Origin of the sequence: Microvirga sp. VF16 (genome assembly GCF_016864375.1) — a bacterium.
Taxonomy (GTDB): Bacteria; Pseudomonadota; Alphaproteobacteria; order Rhizobiales; family Beijerinckiaceae; genus Microvirga.
In genome coordinates this window covers 968,040-987,553 of the sequence record NZ_CP069354.1, presented here as the reverse complement: position 1 = coordinate 987,553, position 19,514 = coordinate 968,040, and the positions used below count along the sequence as shown (strand labels likewise).

Below are 19,514 nucleotides of genomic sequence, written 5' to 3'. Positions count from 1 at the left end.
TGGCTGCCACCTGTGGTTTGAGGCTATCGTTTGGTTTCGCCCCATTTGAGGAAGAAGCCGACATCACCCGGCATGCCGCCCGGCCATTCAATGATCATCGCATTTAGCTTGAAACCGGCGTCCCTAAGCTGATCGCGCCACAATTCGTAAGCCTGGCGCGGGCGTCCGGTCAGGGTTTCGGGCCAAGTCGGGTCCGCATTATTGATCGCCCGCCCATGGTCCGTGCAGATGGCATTGGGAAAGCGCATCACCATCAACTCGGTCTGACCGCGCTCCGCCGCCGCCCGCAGCTTCGCCTTCAGCGGCACGAGAATATCCCTCAACTGCTCGGGCGTGAGCTCTAGCGGCTCAGACATCCGCTTGATCAGGTCCTGACGGGCCTTCTCGGCCCGATCCATACCGTCGAGCGACTTCGTGGCTTTCGCCATCTGCATCTCGGTCATGTAGTTCCGCAGATCGGCTGCCGACATGAATGTCTCGTCGCCCAGTTCATGCCCGGCCTGTCCTGCTTCTGATTTGGTCTTCGCTGTCTCCATGACGTCAATCTCCCTGTTCAGGATGCGAGCCGGGCCTGGGTCGCGCCAAGGACGCTGCGCGTCTGCCGGGCGATCACCAGTTCCTCATTGGTGGGAATGATCCACGCGGTGGGCCCGGATCCGGCGGAAATCCGCGGTCCGCCGGTGCTGTTGGCGGCCTCGTCGAGGCTGAGCCCGGCCCACGTGAGACCGGCGATTACCTCCGCCCGAGTCGCCATGTCGTTCTCGCCGATCCCTGCTGTGAACACGAGCCCATCGATGCCGCCGAGCGTCGCCACGAGCGACCCGATCTCGCGGGTGATGCGGTAGACGAACAGATCGATGGCACGTCTGGCGTTCGGATCGCTTGCCGCCTTGGAGCGCAGCACCCGCATGTCGTTCGAGATGCCGGACACCCCGAGGAGCCCTGACTTCTTGTAGAGCACACTCTCGGCCTCATCCGGGCTGAGCCTCATCTCTCGCAGCATGAAGAACACGACACCGGCATCGACGGCGCCGCAGCGGGTTCCCATCGGCAGGCCGTCGAGGGCGGAAAAGCCCATGGTCGTCGCGACGCTGACGCCACCTTTGAGCGCGCACAGGCTCGCACCGTTGCCGAGATGGGCGACGATCACCCGCCCCTTCGCTAGATGCGGGTCGTAGTCCTTCAGCACGGACGCGATGTAATCGTAAGACAAGCCGTGGAAGCCGTAGCGCCGCACACCGAGTTCGCGCATCTCGCGCGGCAGGGCGAACAGGCTTGCGATGTCGGGTTGCGTCTGGTGGAACGCGGTGTCAAAGCAGGCCACCTGCGGCATCCCCGGCAGGCGCTGGCGGACGATCCGGATCGGCTCCAAGTTGTGGGGCTGATGCAAGGGAGCGAGCGGCACCAGCGCCTCAAGCCTCTGAATGACGGAGTCGTCGACCAGCACCGGGTGTGAAAAGGCCTCGCCACCATGAACCACCCGGTGCCCGATGGCCACGGGTTTGCGCTCCTCCCGAAACTGGCTCAACCAGGAGACGAGGTGCATCAGAGCCTCCTCGTGCCTGATCTGATCGCCGGAACTCCAGGTCATCTCATCCAACAGTTTTCCATCGATGTCCTTGACGATGAAATGCGCGGAGCCCCCCAGTCCTTCATAGAGGCCTTTCCAGACGAGCTGCGGCTCCGCGCCGTCGAACATGTCATAGACCTGGAACTTGAGGCTCGATGACCCGGCGTTGAGGACAATGAGGACGGGCGTCATGGCTCAGACCTCCGGGATGGCGAGCTGGCTGCGTTGCGCCTCGGCCACGAGCGAGGCCACGGCGCAGGAAGCCAGCCGCGTGATCGTCGAGTCAGCCCGGCTCGTGAGGATGATCGGAACGCGCGCACCAAGCACGATGCCGGCGGCATCGGCATCGGCGAGAAAGGTCAGGCTCTTGGCCAGCATGTTGCCGGCTTCTAGATCCGGCACCACGAGCACATTGGCCTGACCGGCCACCGGCGACTGGATTTTCTTGATCTTCGCAGCGCCAAGATCGATGGCGTTGTCGAGCGCGAGCGGACCGTCGAGAATCCCTCCCGTGATCTGCCCGCGGTCAGCCATCTTGCACAAGGCCGCAGCCTCGATGGTCGAAGGGACCTTCGGGTTCACGGTCTCCATCGCCGACAGGATCGCCACGCGCACCGGATCGACCCGCAGCGCCTTTGCGAGATCGATGGCGTTCTGGACGATGTGAACCTTATCCTCCAGGGTCGGTGCGATGTTCACCGCGGCGTCGGTGATGATGAGCGCCGTGTCGTGGGTCGGGACATCCATGACGAAGCAGTGGCTGATCCTGCGGGCCGTGCGTAAGCCCCCCTCGCGGCGAACGACGGCGCCCATGATCTCGTCCGTGTGCAGACTGCCCTTCATCAGCGCTTCCGCCTGGCCGGACCGCACAAGCTCGACGGCCGTCTCCGCCGCCGCATGGCTGTGCGGCGCGTCGACGATGCGCATCGCGGAGATATCCTTGCCGAGCGCCTCCGCGGCAGCCCTGATTTTCGCTTGCGGCCCGACGAGGATCGGCTCGATCAGACCGAGTCCGGCCGCTTCAAACACGGCGCTCAACGAGGCCGCATCGCAAGGATGCGCCACGGCGACCTTCAGCCTCGGCAGGGACTGAGCAACCGCAACGAGCCGGTCGTATTTGTCGTGCCGCTGGCCCTGCTGAGCCGCGTCATGAGTCGGAACTGCAACCGCCATGATAGCCTCCGCGCTGCGCTCGCGACGGGCCGTCGCGTTTGGATGCCGGGTGTGCCCCTTGAATGTCCAGGAACGAGCTTGAACCGAAGTTCGCAATGGCCCGGCTTGTCGTTGGAGGGAGTATGGCCCGTCCCGAATATCCTGCTTGACCCATTGAGCCACGGGTTTGACAGTTTAGGACACCGCGCGGGAAATGAGCGGGATCCTCATCGGTCTCGGACACGATAGCGAACGGCCCAGCCACGAGCCTTAACTATCCTTTGCCTGATGCGGGACAGTCGGATTGCGAAGTCGGTTCGGCATACGCACAAGGCGATGGCTAGCACGCCACGCCGACGGCGTCTGTCCGGACCAGCGCCGGAACGCACGGGTGAAGGCGCTCAACTCCGAATATTTTAACGCGGCCGCAACTTGGCTCAGCGCCATATCCGTCCGCGCCAGCAACTCGCAGGCAATCTCATAGCGAACCTCATCGGCCACCTGCCGGAAAGCGAGCCCCTCATGGCGCAGGTGCCGATGCAAGGTGCGGCGATGCATCGAGAACAGGCGTGCGATCCCGGCGGCAGAGCAGCTGTCGCGGAGAAGCTCGGTCCGCAACACTCGGCGCAGATCCTCGGTGAGGGAGCCAACTGCATCGCGGGATTGCAGGTCCTTGGCCTGATCGACGGATTGTATCTCCATCGCTCCCCTCCTCCTGTCCGGCGAACCTTGCATTGTCGCGCTGGGTCTACCCTAGGCAGGCTGAGGCCGTTTGCTTGATCGCTTGGGACTTTCTCTTGACACTTGTGAACCGAATGCGGGTCTCACCCCCAAATTTTTCAGCGTTGTCCGGTGTAATCCGGCCTTGACTTAAGCCTTCGATCGCGTCAGCGAGGTGAGATCGGCTCGGATGGTCAGATGCAATCTCTTGACCATTTGGGGCAATCCTGCTTCACACAGGGCGTCCTTCGGCCCGCCAGGTGGTCGGCGTCTGCCCCGACCAGCGCCGGAAAGCACGGGTGAAGGCACTGGCCTCGGAATAACCCAGGGCAGCCGCAATCTGGCCGAGTGGTACCTCGGTATCCTCCAGCAGCTGACGGGCGATCTCAAAGCGAATCTCGTTCGTGATAGCCCTGTATCCCATCCCTCCAACCTTCAGGCGGCGGTTCAGGGTACGGCGATGGATTGCCAGAAGGTGAGCGATGTCGTCGGCCGAACAGCGGTGGTTCGTCAGTCGCGTGCGCAGCAGCCGCCGAATATCATCCGAGAACTCGGAACCCGAGCCGGTTTTCAATTGATTGATCCGCTCCTCCAGCATGGCCCGTAGCATCGGATCGGCTCCGGCAATTCGTATATCCAGATCCCGGGCAGGAAAAACAATGGCTGCGATCTCCTGATTGAACCTGACGGGCGCATGGAAGTGGCGTCGGTACGGGTCCTGATCGACAGGCGCTGCCCGGGGCAACAAGACCTCGATCGGATTCCATTGCAGTCCGCAAAGCGTGCGCAGAGCGTTGATTGCAACAGCAATGGCTCCGTCCGAGATCTGCTCGGCACTCTCGATGTCCAGCTGGTAGACCGAGTACGTGAATATGGCCGTGTCGCCGCTGATCGCGAGCGACGGTACGGCACCCCTGTTCTGGATGCTCAGGTTCGACACGAGGGCGCGCACGGCATCACCCATCGTTTCCGAATGCTGCATCAACCGCCCTACGATCCCGAATGACAGGATCGTGGCACGCTTGCCGACTAGGAGCCCAAAATGCGGGCAGTTCGTGCGGGTCACGCACAACGTGAGCAGCCGCCCCAGAGCGGCATGTGGAATAACATTTGACCCGTCATCGAAAACAAGCGGATTGAGTCCTGCCTCACGGATGACCGGATCTGGCTCGATACCGAAGTCCCGCAACGACGGAACGATCTCCTTAGCGACGCCCAAGTGGATATAGCCAGGTGGAGGCGTTCGCTCCTGCCCGGCCAGGACAGTCGATGTCGCTTTAGTACTCTCTGGGCTGGCACTCGTGGACGGAAGCACGATGTTCTTGGTCATCATGGCCGCCTCGCAGAAGTCTAGAAAGGGGCGCGAAACCGCAAGATAGAAGTCATCGAACGCAACAACTTTGACCTGCATCAAGCCAACATAGGTTAATCGGCATCCTAGATGGGTTCAACGGAAATCGCTCACCCCTCGTCCCATTGGGTCAACACAATGTCCCAAAAGGTCAAGCCTGGTCGGAGATTTTACAGGATGATCGTCCACACTGTCTGGAGATGATCATGCTTCTAATGAGGACAAGAAAATTTTCCCCAACGCTCAGATATAGGCAGACTTTGATCCACTGCCGAGGTGATCCTAGAGGAAGCGTGGCATGGGCAGGCAAGACGCACTAAAGAGGAAAAGAACCGGAGAGATGACAGAGACCTCCCGGCCCATGAAGAACGCGAGGATGAAACGAAAAGAGTTCGAGAGCGAATTGAGAAAGCTGCAGGTCGAACTCGTGCGCCTGCAGACCTGGGTCAAGGCGACAGGTGCTAGGATCGTCGTCGTGTTCGAGGGGCGTGACACGGCCGGCAAGGGCGGCGTGATCAGCCGGATCACGCAGCGGGTCAGCCCCCGTGTATTCCGCCATGTCGCGCTACCGGCACCGACCGAGCGCGAGAAAAGCCAACTCTACATCCAGCGCTACATCGCACACTTCCCGGCCGCGGGCGAGATCGTGCTGTTCGACCGCTCCTGGTACAACCGAGCCGGGGTCGAGCGCGTCATGGGGTTCTGCACCGATGGGGAGTACGAGCGCTTCATGCGCCTTGTGCCGTCATTCGAGAGGGAGGTGGTAGAGAATGGCGTCATTCTTCTCAAGTACTTTCTCGATGTCAGCCAGGACGAGCAGCGTCGGCGTTTCGCCGACCGGATCGAGGATCCGATGAAGCACTGGAAGCTCAGTCCGATGGACACCGAGTCCGTACGGCGCTGGTGGGATTACACTCTCGCCTACCAGGACATGCTGCACAGCACGGATACACCTGCTAATCCCTGGTACATCGTGCCATCCGACGACAAGCGACGTGCGCGCCTCAACCTGATCGCCCATATGCTCAGCCAAATCCCGTACCAACGGGTCAAGGTCGAACTGCCGAAGGTCCCCAAGGCCGATCCTAAGCCCAAGGGTGTCAAGGAAGGGTTGCATACAACGAACGTCGTACCAGCATCGTATTGAGTACATCGCTTTCACGGAAGCCTCGGAGCATTCGGAAGTCTGTCGATGCTGGCGATGAAGCATATCTCTGTTGCCTTCACACTTGCCCACAACCAGGTCGAGTTTACGGCTGGCTCGGCTGCCCGGTCCTAACTGACACTGGATGTTTAAGCACGGAGGCTTCGAATATAGGCTGAGCTGACATCTGGATTGGCTCTCGCCACTGATGCTGCCAATGCCAATCGCAAGAAGACTTGGCCCGGCGAGATCATCTAGCGCATCGTGCGGAAAAGTGGACCCGGTTTTCCGCGCCGAACGATGCGCTCTCAAAGAGTGGAGCATCGGATTGGATCCCAAAAGTGGATCCACTTTTGGGTCCGATGCTCTAGTCCGAAGCGAAGTTATGAGAGACAGCGGCATTCAGACAATATAGATCTTCAGGGCAAGCGCCGAATGAGGAGCCTGAGTGTGAAGGTGGGGCATCAGGAATGTCAGACTGCAATCGAGGGCAATCTGCCTATCAGGATCGCAGAGCATACCACCTCGTCCTCCCTATAGGCCGGACTATGCTCTTATCACTTGGACGACGCCGAGGAATCGATCTGGTGCCGGATCCGTTGAATATAGAATTCATAGTAATCATCGAGCCCAAAATCCTTCCCCAACTCACGGCAGAGAAGAATCATCTCCAGGGCCTGTGACCATTCCCGGCATCGATAAGACGAGAGCATAGCCTCATTCCGCTCTAACAGATTTCTGAAGCCTGGATCAGCGGCCGTTTCCGCTCGCCCTAGTAACGCAAAAATTCGCTCAGGTTCCTGCTTGCCCCGGACCTGCAGATGATCAAGTTCCAGGACTGCGAATTGGGAGCGGACCGCTTGGGCAGTTTTCTCTCCAATGATGATGGGGACACCATACTGCTTTGTAAGCCCCTCCAGACGGGATGCCAGATTAACCGTGTCTCCGAGGACAGAATAGTTGAAATGCAAGTCCGATCCAAAATTTCCGACGACACAGAGGCCAGTATTCAGTCCAACCCCGATCCGGAGAGGTGGCACCGCTTGCCCGATCTCCGCCTCGCGCTGACGCTGTGCGTTCAGAGCCTTGAGGCTGTCCTGCATCGTGAGAGCTGCTTCGCAGGCATTTACTTCATGGGAAGGATCAGTAAGTGGAGCATTCCAGAAGGCCATGATCGCATCGCCCATATATTTGTCGATCGTTCCATGACACTTCACAATGTCCTTCGTCAGTGGAGTGAAGAGGCGATTGATCAGGGCCGTCAATCCTTGTGGATCGTCTTTGTACGCTTCCGAGATGGCCGTGAAGCCGCGAATATCCGAGAATAGGACGGTCAGCTCGCGCTGCTCCCCGCCAAGAGTCAATTTCTCGGGTGAGCGCGCCAACTGCTCAACCAGATCGGGGGAGAGATACTGGCTGAATGCCGACCTGATCCAGTGCCGATCCGCGGAAACAGTCAAATAGTTCGTGCAAATCAGGACCCCATAGACGAGGAAGCTCGACGTAAGCGGAAAGCTATAGTCGATCAAAAGATGAAGGAATGAGAAGCAATACCAGGACACGCCCAAGGTAAGGGCGGCGATCACGCCGCCAAGTAGGAAGAGAGGTCCTGCATTCACCTTGGGCGCCAATGCGATGACGATCAGGCTTAACAGCAGCGCCAGCACGATCTCAATGACAGCTGTGTAGCTCGGTCGGCTCAGGGTCGACCGCGTGAGCGCACTTTCGAGGAGTTGCGCGTGCAACTCGACCCCAGGGAGCGCCGGATGAACTGGGGTGACCTTGAGATCGAGAAGTCCGGCGGCAGAGGTCCCGATCAACACCATCTTTCCCGCGATACGCTCGGTAGGTACTTTTCCCTGCAAAAGGTCGATAGCTGAGATGTATTTGCTCAGATCCGGCATCGAGAAATGAAGCCAGATCCGGCCCTTGCCGTCCGTTGGGATTTCGAAATCGTGAACGACAACACTGCGTACACCACTTAAGTCCGTCTTGATCAGAATGGCACTTGCGCCGGTGGCCACACGAAGCATCTCAAGAGACAGCGACGGAACCACGGTTCCATTCGCCACCGCAACGACGGGCACGCGGCGGATCGTGCCGTCTCCTTCCGGAGCAATCGAAAAGAGGCCATGTCCCTGCGCTGCGTCGTCCAGAACGGGAAGATTTCGCAGGAGACGCGGAAAATCGACGAGGAAAGAGCGAGGATCCGGGCCAAGAGTGGCGACTGGCGTCTGAGCAGCTGGCCTCGCAACAGATGCCGTCCCTGAGACGCGATAACCTGATTGTCCGAGTACGACTTTGGAAGCCCGAATGGCATCGGCGAAAACGGTATCGTTGCTAGGGAGACGTTGTAGGCTCTCTCTTGTGGCATCGTCTAATTCTCGGAAAGTTGTAGCAGCAACCTCCGGGGAACTGCGATCCGCCTCCGGGAAAAGCACGTCGAAGCCGATAACCGTCCCGCCAAGCTCGGCGACCTTGGAGACCAAATCTGCCATGACCGTACGCGGCCACGGCCATTGTCCCAAAGCCAGAAGGCTCCGCTCGTCGATATCCACGACACTGACAGGATCCTGGCGTTCCGCTCGAGGATACATGACCTGATAGATATCAAAGGACTTTTGACGAAGGGCTTCGATAGGTCCCGGATCCCAGACACGCAATGCAAGAAGGGTAACGAGAAGCAGAAGAGCGACGATCCGTCCGATCCCGAAACGGCGCAATCCCTTCAGAAGAGTAGTCACAGCGGCCGCTCCGCAGAGTCGCTTGTCCGTGCTGCGGCAATGCTTTTCTTGACTGATAAGAGCCGCAACCGCTTCAGTTGTCGGCTTTGGCGCTCATAGAAAGGATTGAAGATACTCAGCGGCCACGGCATGGTTCCCTCATAGGATGAAGTCTGTGGAACGGGGCAGAGCGCCTGCAATGGTCAACTCTGTCGTAAGCACTTCCCCGCTGGCAAAGGTGACACTCGCCAGCACTGAGTTCCCATCGCCCACAAGCCTTCTCAGGCCACCAACAGATGCATCGAGGAAAAGCCCGTTGGATGCCCAGACGAGATCCTCTGGGCCGATCTCAGGGATTTCCATCCCATTTATAAAGACATCGAGGTCGGCAACCATGCCGCTTGGAAGCGGTGCCTCAAGTATGGAAACGTCAATCTGGTCGGGAGAGGTCAGAAGGGAGGCTCCACCCGTATTGTCGATGTCATTCAGCTGGGAAAGGCTCGCATTCCCACCGACACCGAGAGCGGTTATCTTCGCCCCATGGACGTCGTTCAGCGTCGCCAACTCAGCGTCGATCAAGCCCTGTCCGTTGCCGTCCGACAGGAAGGACAGAAAGTTCTTCTCGCCTCCCTGATCCAAACCCTGCAATCTTTCATTGGCTGCTCGTAAGGCATCTGCGAAATTCGTTTCTCCATCTGCAATGAGTCCTCTCAGATGGTTCGCAATCGTCTCTTCGCCGGCAGCTCCAAGACTGAATGTTGCCGCGTTCACGATACCCCCGTCCGTCTCTTCGGCAGGGTCGGCGCTGCCATTGAAGGGGATTACAGTGACCGTGACATCAGCCGGAGAGAAGCCCAATCCCCTGATCCGTTCGGTCAATGCGATCAGGCTCGCAATCTCTGCATCGAGAATGGTATTCGTGCGGCCATCGCCATTCAGATCGCCGACAGGCACTCCCTCGAATGCTGCCGATGTGCTGCCCGAAATGTCGACCAGATAAAGGATATTCATCTGCGGCTGCAGAACCGGGCCGAGGCCGATGATTAGATCGAGGTTCGCAGCTGCAGTTGTCGTTGCGGATGGTGCACTGATGGCGAGCGAGACTGGCTGGTCGTTAAACTCGAGAATTCCAGTGCTCAAAGCGGACTTATGAGGCGATGAGAACGTTCCCGTCCCTCGGACCTGCAAGGTGACATTCGCAGTGTCGGTCGCGCCCTTGGTGTCGGAAATCGTATAGGCGAAAGTCACCGTTGCCGTCTCTCCAGCACTGAGAGCCTTGAATTCGTTACCAGGATCGAAAATGAGCTCTCCGGATGAGTTGCGGACAATGGAACCTTCGAGCGGCGCTGTCCAATGAATGATATTGACAGAGTCGCCATCCACATCGCGGTCATTAACACGAACAGTCAGGGTTCTGCGTCCGCTCTCCTCCACATCGCCAATGCGATCTCCCGCGGCAACTGGGGCGTCGTTCCGGCCAGTGATGGTCCAGGAGATCGATGCCGGAATCCGGATGCCATCATCACTCAGCAGAGCATAATTGATAGTGACAGTCTCGGATTCACCCTCTCCCAGATGCTGATAAGCCGGATGGGAGGGATTTAACGAGAAAGTTCGCGAACTCTCGAGATATCGTACACCAGGCGGCAGCGTGGCTGGTACGATCACGGGCGGAGGTGTTGCCTCCCCCGGCGTGACACTATCCGGCAACGCATCGAGCTGTGTAAGCGGTCCATCCTCGATAGCTCTGCCACGGACCGGCGCGAGCACAGGTGTGAGGCCTGGAAGCGCATTATGGGACAACGCGCTTCCAGGCCCCCCGGGGATAACGATGGCGAATTGTGATGAATCGGGCAGATCGACGGGTTGAGGCAAGTTTACCGGAATAATCGGCGCGTCTTCGAAATCGCTGCTACCCCTCCTCTGACGAGGTTCAGGGGAAAATACCTGGAAGAGATCTCTGACAAAATCGCTTTCGCCTCTGATGTCGTCGCCTGACTTCGTGATCTGCGTGATGCGCGGCTCGGACCCTGCTATGGGTGTCAGGAGCGTCGAGGTCCGCGCATCCGACATCGATGCGATCACGCGAGATGGGTTACTCTTGTCCAGCAGCAGGAACGAGCCGACTGTTCCATCAGGTTCGGTGAGGAGCGAAAATCGCGTGGCTCCACTGAAAGCGGCGACCTCTGCCTGTACGGCCGTTCCCCTGATCGCCATTGTCGCGACGGGGGTGTCGACCTTGAGATCGCCAGTCTTGGCAATCCGACCTGCGACAAATCCGATGAGGCCTTGAACGAGAGTGAAAAGCGCAGAATTCGAGCTCGAATCTGCGGCATAGACCATATCATTCAATACCATTCGGGCGCTGGCCGACAAGCTGAAGACCGTTCCGTCATTGAATTTGATCGACAACGAGGAACTAGCGCCTGTTTGAACGACATCGCCTTTGGTGACCATGTCGCCAACCTGCAAATCAATCGATACGCCATTTCGCAGGACTGTCGCAGTTCCAGACACTTTCTCGACCCGCCCGATTGGAGCACGCACAGCGGCAGTGTTCGAGAGCTGGGCATATTGTCCTTGCAAATCGGAGCTTGCCAGTGCCTCGACGGTCTCTCCTGTCAAAATCGCACCTTCCGGTGTCGTGATGTTCAGGCGCCGGTCGCCCCTGAAGTAATCGAGGATCACTGCCGATGTTTCCTGCCTCACCAGGACAAGATCGGCCCCGGACTTTTTGAAATCCGCGGTGAAGAGAACGTCCTTATCCGGAAAGACAATGGATGCTTCAGGGTCAGAGCGACTCCCCGACGCCTCGACGGCGTCGATCCAGATGTCGAAAACACTGGCGCCGTCCCGGGACTGGTACACAGCTGAACCCTTGTGTTTAAGGGATCATAGCTCTTTCGCAAATCCTTTCCTACCGGAATGAAATCTCAGAGACAGAGACAAATAACTGCCAAACTCTGCTACAGATGCGGCCATGTTTGAGTGGTCACCGAGTTGTCGTCTCTTCTCGGTTCTCGGGATTTCCGCGATCTGGAATTGCCGTCACACGCTTATCCGGCTCCAAGAAGAATATCCCGCATCTATGTTACAAGAGGCACCCAGACGATGAGTTCGCGCACAGTTTACAGCGCTGCCAACAGGGAAAGGCGGGCCAATCAACGACCCGCCCAAGGTAATTGAGAGACAATGGCCGCCCTAGCCCTCTGCTTATAGCAGAAACCTATAGAACGAAGTAGCTCTGGCTGAAATCGATGGCATCGTCGAAATGGATCATGAAATCTGCAACCTTATCGCCGTTCACATCACCGGAGACATAGGTATCACTGGATGTCTTCCTGTATTGCAGTTCCCCGGCCTTTCCGCTGAAGGCTTGGGTGCCGATGAACTCGAAGGCTTGGTTGTCACCTGTGAGGGTGTTCGCGTCGATCGACGACAGATTGATCTTGTCCTTCTGTTGGACGGAGAAATCGAAAATCGTATCACGCCCGCTAGTTTTGACTGTCGAGTCCCCGACTGCCTTGAAAGTGAAAGTATCGGCTCCTTCGCCACCCCAGAGATCGTCCGCCCCGGCTCCACCTGTCAACTTGTCATGGCCAGCACTGCCCTTGATGCGATCATTGCCGTTCCCACCCAGCAATGTATCGTTGCCGCCGTTGCCCGTAATCCGATCACTGAAGCGGGTTCCAGTATAGCTGTCGCTGCCATTCGATCCGATAAGGTTCTGGGCTTCATCGGCAATCGCCGCGTTGAGAACTGCCGGATTGGCCTTCCGACTCGAGCTGACGCCTCCCATAAGCCCCGAGACCAGCGAGTGGAATTCGGTCCCGGCAATCGCCAATCCAGAGATTTGCACCTGCGCCGAGACTTTTATGATTCGCCCTGCTGAATTCTCGGTAAACTCACCCGAAGCCTTGTAGCTGTCCCCGAGAGTGCCAAGGCGCACCGTATTGACAGTTCCACTGACGACATGCTTCGCAAGATCATAGGCAATGGAACGGCCATCGAGAACGATGGTCTTGGTGTTTCGGCCATTCATATTGTCAAGAAGGACAATCTGGGTTCCTTTAAACTCTCCCGAACCGCCGAGAATGTACGGCCAGCCTTCAAATGAGAAATCTTTGAAGTAGCTTTTCATATAGCTATTGAAGCTCACGCCTTTGTTAGAGCTGCTTGCGGTCAACTTGATGGTGATTGTCATGCCTGCCTCCTCAAAGCAGCGTGGCTCATCCCACGCGCGACGCATCTCTTCTCGTGTTCAGTAAAGTTTGACCGACAGCGATGCCTTGGCGCTGAAGCCAGGGCTCGGATTTCCATTCAAATATTCGGTGTATTGCCGGTCGAAGAGGTTCTCGACGATGAGACCCGCGGTCACTCGCTCGCTGGCTCTCCAATTGGCGAAGAGATCGATCACGGCATAAGGATCACCGACGAAGCCAAAACCTTCCGCATTGTCCTTGGCGCCAACGAGCGACACTCGGGTCCCGAACTCGATCCGGCCGTCGTATCTGCGAAAGCCCAAGGTAGTCGTCAGGCGGTTCGGTGGCACTTTGACGAGATCTTCATTGGTGCGGCTATTCCTGCCGCGGAGAACATGGCCCGCGACGCCAAAAAAATAGGAACCGGCATCGTAGATCCCTTCGGCTTCGAAACCGTCGATAACCGCTTCGGCAATGTTCCGATACTGATAGCCTCCTGGGATGGGAAACCGCGTGAAAACCTGCTCGATGTAATCGTCCACACGATTGTGGAAGATACCGAGCTTCATGCGCAGGCGATCTTCCTCCACGATAAGATTGTCGAAACGCAGATTGACGCCCCCTTCGATATTATGGGCAATCTCAGGCTTTAGATTAGGATTGGGAAAGAAGCGTCCGGCACTGAGCGGTGGCGGATGAAATCCATCGATCAAGGTTTCCGTCAATGCCGGAGCGCGATAGCCCTCCGCGTAGCTCGCGTAGAAGGTCACCGGCTGCCAGGGCGTGATCCCGACTGTGATCTTAGGAGAAAGCCGAGAACCCTCATTTTCGATGTCATCGTCTGTCAGGCGATAGGAATCATATCGCAGGGCACCGATGACCTCGAGCCACTCCGAGAACATCACACGATCCTGAATAAATGCGCCATAGACGAGGCGCTCGCCCGAAGGGGTCAGCTTGTCGCTTACACCGAAGGGATCCTTCGTCTCGACGTTGTCCTGGAAGAGATCGCCGCCATAGGTCAGCTCGTGGCGGAACGCTCCGGCATCGAAACGGGACGTATTAAAGAGATCGAGCCCGACGGTGCCGATGTCAAAAGTCTTGACGGCACCCGCCGTGATCCCCTCAAGCGTGGTCTGCTTCACGTTCGTGCCGCTGAAATAGACCTTGGCGCTCAGGTCCCAGATCGGAGAATCCGGTGTCCACCGGTATCCCGCTGTGAATGTGTCGGCTACAGCCTGCGTTCGGTAGAGAGTCGAAAGACCGTTTTCGAAGTCACTCGTGATCCGCAAAGCCGATAGCATCAGTTCCTGATCGGATGTCGGGCGGATACGGGTCTTGAATAGGCCAGAGAGGAGTTCCTGCGCCGTATAGTCGACCGTGGAACCGTCACCGGATCTGTAATCGCCGGCATTGCGCCAAGTCGCGGCCCCGAGAAGATCGAACATCGCGCTCGGGCGCGCAGCGACTTCTCCATGGAGAAGCGGGGTATTTCCATTCGTTTCCCAGGCCCCCTTGACCCGTCCGCCGACATGGGCTCCATCCGGCAGAACATCGCCTGCATCGATTGTCGTGAAGCTCACGACACCGCCGATGGCCCCGGACCCGTAAATCGATGAAGCCGGCCCGCGTGTGACATCGACGGACTTCATCATCTCCGGATCGAAATAGAAGGTTCCTTTGGCCGAATGTCCTTCGCGTTGGAAATTCTGCCTCGCCCCATCGACGAGAACATTCACGCGGCCGAAATCCTGCAAGCCTCGAACATTGATGCCGATGCCTGGATCTCCCGGAGCCGATTGGGTCGCGACGCTCGGAATCAGGCGCAAGACATCGGCTGTGCTGCTCGGCTGGATCTGCGTTTCGATTCGTTCGCGGTCAATGACGCTCGATGCCGACAAAGATTCGTATACGCGTTCCCCCGCTTTGGTCGCCGTGACCGTGATCGCGTCGAGGTCAATCGTCGTACCGTCAGCTGGAGCGCTGGGTGTCGCCTCTTGCGCGTTGGCGGACGATACCAGCGTCGCGAGAGCGGTCAGGGTCAGGCATAGTCCAAAACGACTGGAGCGGAACGATAACACGAGGGGCAGCCTTCGGGAGACACGCGGGCGATAGGAAAGCCGGATGTGTAGTTTCATCCGGCTTTCAGCGATTAAAGGATGAAGTAACTTTTCGAGAGGCTGACTCTGTCATCGAGATGGATCGTGAAATCCGCGACCTTGTCGCCATTCACGTCGCCGTGAATGTACGTGTCACTCTTCGCCTTCTCATAACGCAGCTCTCCAGCCTTTCCGCCAAACGCCTTCGTTCCGATGAAGGAGAATGCTTGGTTTCCACCTTTAGTCGTGTTGGCGTCGATGGCGGAGAGGTCGATCTTATCCTTCTGCTTCGTCGAGAAGTCGAAGATCGTGTCGCGTCCAGTGCCGGATACGGTCGTCTCCTTGATCGACTTGAAGATGAAGGTGTCGGCACCCGAACCGCCCCACAGGTCATCGCCCCCCGCGCCGCCCGTCAGCTTGTCATTACCGCTGCCGCCATACAGATAATCGTTACCGCCGGCACCCGAGAGCTTGTCGTTGCCTGCGCCGCCGGTCAGCTTGTCCCGGCCGATCTTGCCCGTCAGCGTATCGTTGCGGGTGGTGCCGGCCTTCGATTCCGTGACATCGCCCACGTCGATCCTGATTGACTGCGTCGTCGACTTTCCGGTGGAGTCCGTGGCCTGGACAGTAATGGTGTGGCTCTGCTTCTTCTCATAGTCGAGTGCCTTGGCCACGGTGAGCTTGCCATCGGCCGTCAATGCGAAGTAGCCTCCGGGATTGCCGGCGAGGCTGTAGCTGACCGTACCGCCTTCTGGATCGACCGCCGACAGCATACCGACGCGAGTCCCAACCTCGGCCGTTTCGGAGACGATGGATTTCGAGATCGAGACATTCTCCGGCCCCTCATCGACATTGCCGACAGCGATGGAGAATTCCTTGAAGACGATATGGCCGTCAGCATCGCTGACCTTGACCCTGATCTTATGGGTCTGCTCGGCCTCGTAATCCAGCTTGCCCTTGAGTTTCAACGACGTTTCGTCGATCTCGAAGAGGCCGCCGGCGTCGTTGACGAGGCTGAAGAACAGCTCCTTACCCTCGACATCGGTCGCCGAAAGGGCGGCAATGGTATCACCGATCTGGGCGTTCTCAAAAGCTGAGGCTTTAGAAAGAGCGATGTTCTTCGGAGGAGTTCCTGGGAGTTCAAGATCGCGGACCGTATCAAGGGTCACATCCGAGAATGTCGCGGCCTCGACGTTCCTGAGTGTCGTCGTTCCACTTCCATCGTTCAAGGCGACAGCGAAGCTGCCATCCGTCAACCGCATCACCGTATAATCGGCTCTGGCACCGCTGAAGATGACCTGGTCGTAATCGCCGCCGCCATCGATCGCATCGTTGCCCTTGGTGGCACCGAACACGTCGTCACCCGCAGCGCCATTGATGGCGTCGGCGAAAATCGTTCCGGCATAAAAATCAGTCTTGGACGATCCGATAAACTTTTGAGCATACTTGTCGAGAGCGTCAGCGTATACGTTCAGCTGATTGGAAGGTGCCAACTTGCCCTTCATATAGGCTGCTGCGAAGTTATGGACCGGCCCATTCGCTTCGATCTCAACCTCCTCGGTGCCATTGGCGGGAATAGCATTAAACAGCTCGAGGCCAGAGATCTTCAGTTGAGCACTACCACCGATGAAATAGCCGTTACTGTCAAAGCTTCCGCTTCCACGCGTTCCATACTCGATGGTGTTGATCGTGCCTGCAACGGTATGCGCTCCAAAATTGTATTGGACGCTGCCGTGGGCGAGAACATACTTCCCGGCTGATCCAGTGCCATAGCCCAGGAACATCTCTTCCCCAGCCATGGTCGATGGAACACCTGGGTTTGCAGCTTGATTATCGAACGAGGGCATAACCCCTTCGACGGTCGACAGGAAGCCCCCGCGGATGAAGGCTTCGAAGTCCATCCCATCAGCACCGCTCGCATCGATTGTAATGACACCCTGTTGAACCATAAGGTCGTCGGACCTGATGACTGTGTCGGAAAACCGGAAATTCTCTACGTCACTGACAGTATCGATCCCCTCCGAGCCCGTGGTGCGCTCGTCGGTGATGGTGAAGCTGCCGTCGCCATTCTGGACGATGGCGTAATCTGCACGTCGACCGGAGAATACGACAAAGTCATTTCCGCCACCGCCATTGATAACGTCGTTGCCGCCCCCGCCCTGAATAGCATCGTCATTCGCGGTAGCGACAAGGTTATCGGCGTAGCTGGAACCGATGATGTTTTGCGCGTAGCCGTCCAGTGCCTCGTTGAGTTTTGCAACCAAGACTGTACTCGCCCCGGCGCCTTGCAGAGCCTTATAGAAGTCATATACGGCGTTAAAAGGCTTTGCCTGATCTGTGTTGATGCCCGCACCTCTTTCGGCGCTGATATTCCACCCTGAGATAATCAAATCCGCCGTGACGCCAGCCAGTTCACTAGGGCCACCTGATTGCGCCGTGTCCAGTGTGCCGAATACGACCGAATTGATTGTTCCCGAAATCCCGTGTCCATAGGCTGCACCATGGTGGATATAATCATAGGCCAGGTTCTCGCCTTCGATGATAACCTGCTTATTTGTCGCGGCATCTGACCCGTCCTTGTAACGGAAACCAACCTGAGTCCCGTTCTGATACGTCGGTGGACCTCCGTATGGATTGACATCAGGCGTACCCCCATAAAAGCTGGATGTTCCTGCCTTTAATCCCTGGAAATAGGCCTCAAAATAGGTGCCGAGATCGACGCCGTTTGCAGCAGACGATGCATTGATCGTGATGGTCTTAGGTATGGACACGCCAGCTCCCCCTTATCTCGCATGCCCGCGTCGGCGGGGCTTGGAAATCGCCACGGATCGGCCGCGGCGATCCTTTCGGGGAGCAGCTTCTACTTACACAAGCAAGTCGAGTCTAGATTAAAATCAAATATTAGAACACATCTAGAATACCGACTATATGTAATCTTTAATTAAAATCATTAAAAACTGACGTCTATACAAGCGCGCCTATGCTTGCGAATTGTAATAATTAAAATCTACTGTCTGTCCATTACAACGGACTTCCTCGATGGCATATAACTCCAACAATTGCTTTCCTACTGAAGTCAAATAGCGACTGACGGAAGAAGGCTTAAGTTGGAAAGCTTCCTGCTGAGGCTGGTTGCAGAAGAAGAGCTCCACTCATCTCAATCGCCTCTCACTGCCAACTATGGTTTCACTTTTGGTTGATATGAATAGCTGCCATCCCGCTGAGAGAGGACGCATATCGATCGCCGTCATCCAGAGTCAGCGCGACCTTCAGGTGCACAATCCTCCTGCGGCGGTTTTATAGACATAAAGTCATTGCGCGCTATCGAATGAGCGATGCGTTCTTTCGCTTTAGCAGGGCCCGTGCGCTTATCGAGAGTCTGGATCCTGCAACGTTGTCATCTCAGACGAGGCGCGAAGATGGTTCGCGTTGTGCCTGCCATGCGTCGATCGACCAGTCTCCTGCGCCAAATGCGACGAGAAGTAAGAAGCCGCCCGCAATCGCGAGATCTTTGTTGAAGTGAATGAACTCGCTGATGTCTGCGATATTCCTATGAAAGAGGATGGCGGTCAGAACGCAGAAGCTTCCTAAGGCCAATGCAGCCAGGCGTGTTTGGAAGCCGCAAGCAATCAGCAAACCGCCACCTAGTTCGGTTACGATAACGAGCGGCAGAAGCATTCCTGGTACACCATGATTTTCCATGTATTGTACCGTTCCCTCGTAATATCCGATCTTGTTCCATCCCTCGACAACGAAGATGAACGCCAACATGAGCCTTGCGGCAAAAGAAATCGGCGCCTGAAGCTTGATCATTGTCATCGTCCCTTACAAGATCCCGACGCGAGGGAGCCGTGTCGGAGAAATGCTCAGCCTTCTACCGCTTCATTGAGGAGTTCCTTCTATAGCCTCGGCCAGATCGCGATATTCCTCGCACTCCGTTCCACACAACGTCTGGATGATCTGCAATTGCTCCCGAGCGAGATCGAGCTTGCCCTGGGTGACATAGGCCTCGCCGAGATACTCGCGCACCTGGGCATATTTCGGATCCATAGCGACCGACTTGAGATAGTAGCTGATGCCCTCGTCGATCCGCCCAAGTTTTCGTGTGATGTACCCGCGATAATTGAGGGCCTTTGGCGTGTCCGGATTTCGAACCATGTTGAGCACTTCCAGTGCCTCATCGAAACGCTCGGCCTGCGCAAGAGCATAGGCGTAATCTGTCACGGCCTCGTCCGTCAAAACCTCACTTCTGACTTGGACGCACCGACGGGATCTCTGGCTATAGATCTGACCTCTGGGGCAGGTCATCATATTGAGGGAGCCGGCATCACTGCCACGTCCACCCTGCCGGCCTGCGCTTCCATTATTTCCACCCCCGCCGTCACTTCCGCCCCCGGCATTGCCGCCACCGCCACCACCGGAGTTTCCGCCTTCACCTGCCCCCATGGCAGGTGTGAGAACGCACGCGGTGCCGATCGACAAGGCAAAAGCTCCTGCCAACAAACCGAGACGACGTATCATTTCACTATGATGCTTCATCGTGTCCTCCTGGA

At 57.3% G+C, this 19,514-nt stretch carries 13 protein-coding genes; 1 reads left to right on the top strand and 12 read right to left on the bottom strand.

What is annotated here, in order from left to right; translation table 11 throughout:
• Positions 1-23: 23 nt before the first annotated feature.
• From JO965_RS04675 to JO965_RS04655, 5 genes are all read right to left on the bottom strand, one after another.
• Positions 24-536: a hypothetical protein gene (locus tag JO965_RS04675; protein WP_203442551.1), complete on the bottom strand. Its 513-nt coding sequence runs from the start codon at positions 534-536 to the stop codon at positions 24-26.
• 17 nt (positions 537-553) lie between these two features.
• Positions 554-1,762 (bottom strand): acetate/propionate family kinase, encoded by a 1,209-nt coding sequence (locus JO965_RS04670; protein WP_203442550.1) that lies wholly within the window; start codon positions 1,760-1,762, stop codon positions 554-556.
• A 3-nt stretch (positions 1,763-1,765) separates the two neighbouring features.
• A complete protein-coding gene (locus tag JO965_RS04665) occupies positions 1,766-2,743 on the bottom strand; it encodes a phosphate acetyltransferase (protein WP_203442549.1) in 978 nt (325 codons plus the stop codon).
• Positions 2,744-2,992: 249 nt separating this feature from the next.
• Positions 2,993-3,424, bottom strand: coding sequence for a helix-turn-helix transcriptional regulator (locus JO965_RS04660; RefSeq protein WP_203442548.1), 432 nt, complete (start codon positions 3,422-3,424; stop codon positions 2,993-2,995).
• Between the two features lie 250 nt (positions 3,425-3,674).
• Positions 3,675-4,775, bottom strand: a complete 1,101-nt coding sequence (locus JO965_RS04655; protein ID WP_246776748.1) for an AraC family transcriptional regulator — start codon at positions 4,773-4,775, stop codon at positions 3,675-3,677.
• 316 nt (positions 4,776-5,091) lie between these two features.
• Here JO965_RS04655 and ppk2 point away from each other — a divergent pair, with 316 nt between their 5' ends.
• Complete coding sequence (ppk2, locus tag JO965_RS04650; RefSeq protein WP_203442547.1) at positions 5,092-5,940, top strand: polyphosphate kinase 2; 849 nt, start codon at positions 5,092-5,094, stop codon at positions 5,938-5,940.
• A 554-nt stretch (positions 5,941-6,494) separates the two neighbouring features.
• On the opposite strand, the gene JO965_RS04645 is transcribed toward ppk2, so the two are convergent.
• The 7 genes from JO965_RS04645 to JO965_RS04615 all read right to left on the bottom strand — a co-directional run bounded on the left by JO965_RS04645 (position 6,495) and on the right by JO965_RS04615 (position 19,500).
• Entirely contained in the window at positions 6,495-8,681 is a 2,187-nt protein-coding gene (locus tag JO965_RS04645; protein ID WP_203442546.1) for a CHASE2 domain-containing protein, read from the bottom strand.
• Positions 8,682-8,819: 138 nt separating this feature from the next.
• Entirely contained in the window at positions 8,820-11,528 is a 2,709-nt protein-coding gene (locus JO965_RS04640) for an Ig-like domain-containing protein (RefSeq protein ID WP_203442545.1), read from the bottom strand.
• Positions 11,529-11,886: 358 nt separating this feature from the next.
• The gene (locus JO965_RS04635; RefSeq protein WP_203442544.1) at positions 11,887-12,864 is read right to left on the bottom strand and encodes a M10 family metallopeptidase C-terminal domain-containing protein; all 978 of its coding nucleotides are present in this window, start codon (positions 12,862-12,864) and stop codon (positions 11,887-11,889) included.
• Positions 12,865-12,921: 57 nt separating this feature from the next.
• Complete coding sequence (locus tag JO965_RS04630) at positions 12,922-15,000, bottom strand: TonB-dependent hemoglobin/transferrin/lactoferrin family receptor (RefSeq protein ID WP_203442543.1); 2,079 nt, start codon at positions 14,998-15,000, stop codon at positions 12,922-12,924.
• Between the two features lie 14 nt (positions 15,001-15,014).
• On the bottom strand, positions 15,015-17,732 hold the full coding sequence (locus JO965_RS04625; RefSeq protein WP_203442542.1) for a cadherin domain-containing protein: 2,718 nt from the start codon (positions 17,730-17,732) through the stop codon (positions 15,015-15,017).
• A 631-nt stretch (positions 17,733-18,363) separates the two neighbouring features.
• A complete protein-coding gene (locus tag JO965_RS04620) occupies positions 18,364-18,774 on the bottom strand; it encodes a DoxX family protein (RefSeq protein ID WP_203442541.1) in 411 nt (136 codons plus the stop codon).
• 69 nt (positions 18,775-18,843) lie between these two features.
• Complete coding sequence (locus tag JO965_RS04615) at positions 18,844-19,500, bottom strand: tetratricopeptide repeat protein (protein ID WP_246776746.1); 657 nt, start codon at positions 19,498-19,500, stop codon at positions 18,844-18,846.
• Positions 19,501-19,514 lie beyond the last annotated feature (14 nt).

Coding starts and splice junctions, on each gene's coding strand:
- JO965_RS04630 (WP_203442543.1), bottom strand. CDS start 15,000: ATGAAACTACACATCCGGCTTTCCTATCGCCCGCGTGTCTCCCGAAGG.
- ppk2 (WP_203442547.1), top strand. CDS start 5,092: ATGGGCAGGCAAGACGCACTAAAGAGGAAAAGAACCGGAGAGATGACA.
- JO965_RS04620 (WP_203442541.1), bottom strand. CDS start 18,774: ATGATCAAGCTTCAGGCGCCGATTTCTTTTGCCGCAAGGCTCATGTTG.
- JO965_RS04660 (WP_203442548.1), bottom strand. CDS start 3,424: ATGGAGATACAATCCGTCGATCAGGCCAAGGACCTGCAATCCCGCGAT.
- JO965_RS04635 (WP_203442544.1), bottom strand. CDS start 12,864: ATGACAATCACCATCAAGTTGACCGCAAGCAGCTCTAACAAAGGCGTG.
- JO965_RS04615 (WP_246776746.1), bottom strand. CDS start 19,500: ATGAAGCATCATAGTGAAATGATACGTCGTCTCGGTTTGTTGGCAGGA.
- JO965_RS04655 (WP_246776748.1), bottom strand. CDS start 4,775: ATGATGACCAAGAACATCGTGCTTCCGTCCACGAGTGCCAGCCCAGAG.
- JO965_RS04675 (WP_203442551.1), bottom strand. CDS start 536: ATGGAGACAGCGAAGACCAAATCAGAAGCAGGACAGGCCGGGCATGAA.
- JO965_RS04670 (WP_203442550.1), bottom strand. CDS start 1,762: ATGACGCCCGTCCTCATTGTCCTCAACGCCGGGTCATCGAGCCTCAAG.
- JO965_RS04665 (WP_203442549.1), bottom strand. CDS start 2,743: ATGGCGGTTGCAGTTCCGACTCATGACGCGGCTCAGCAGGGCCAGCGG.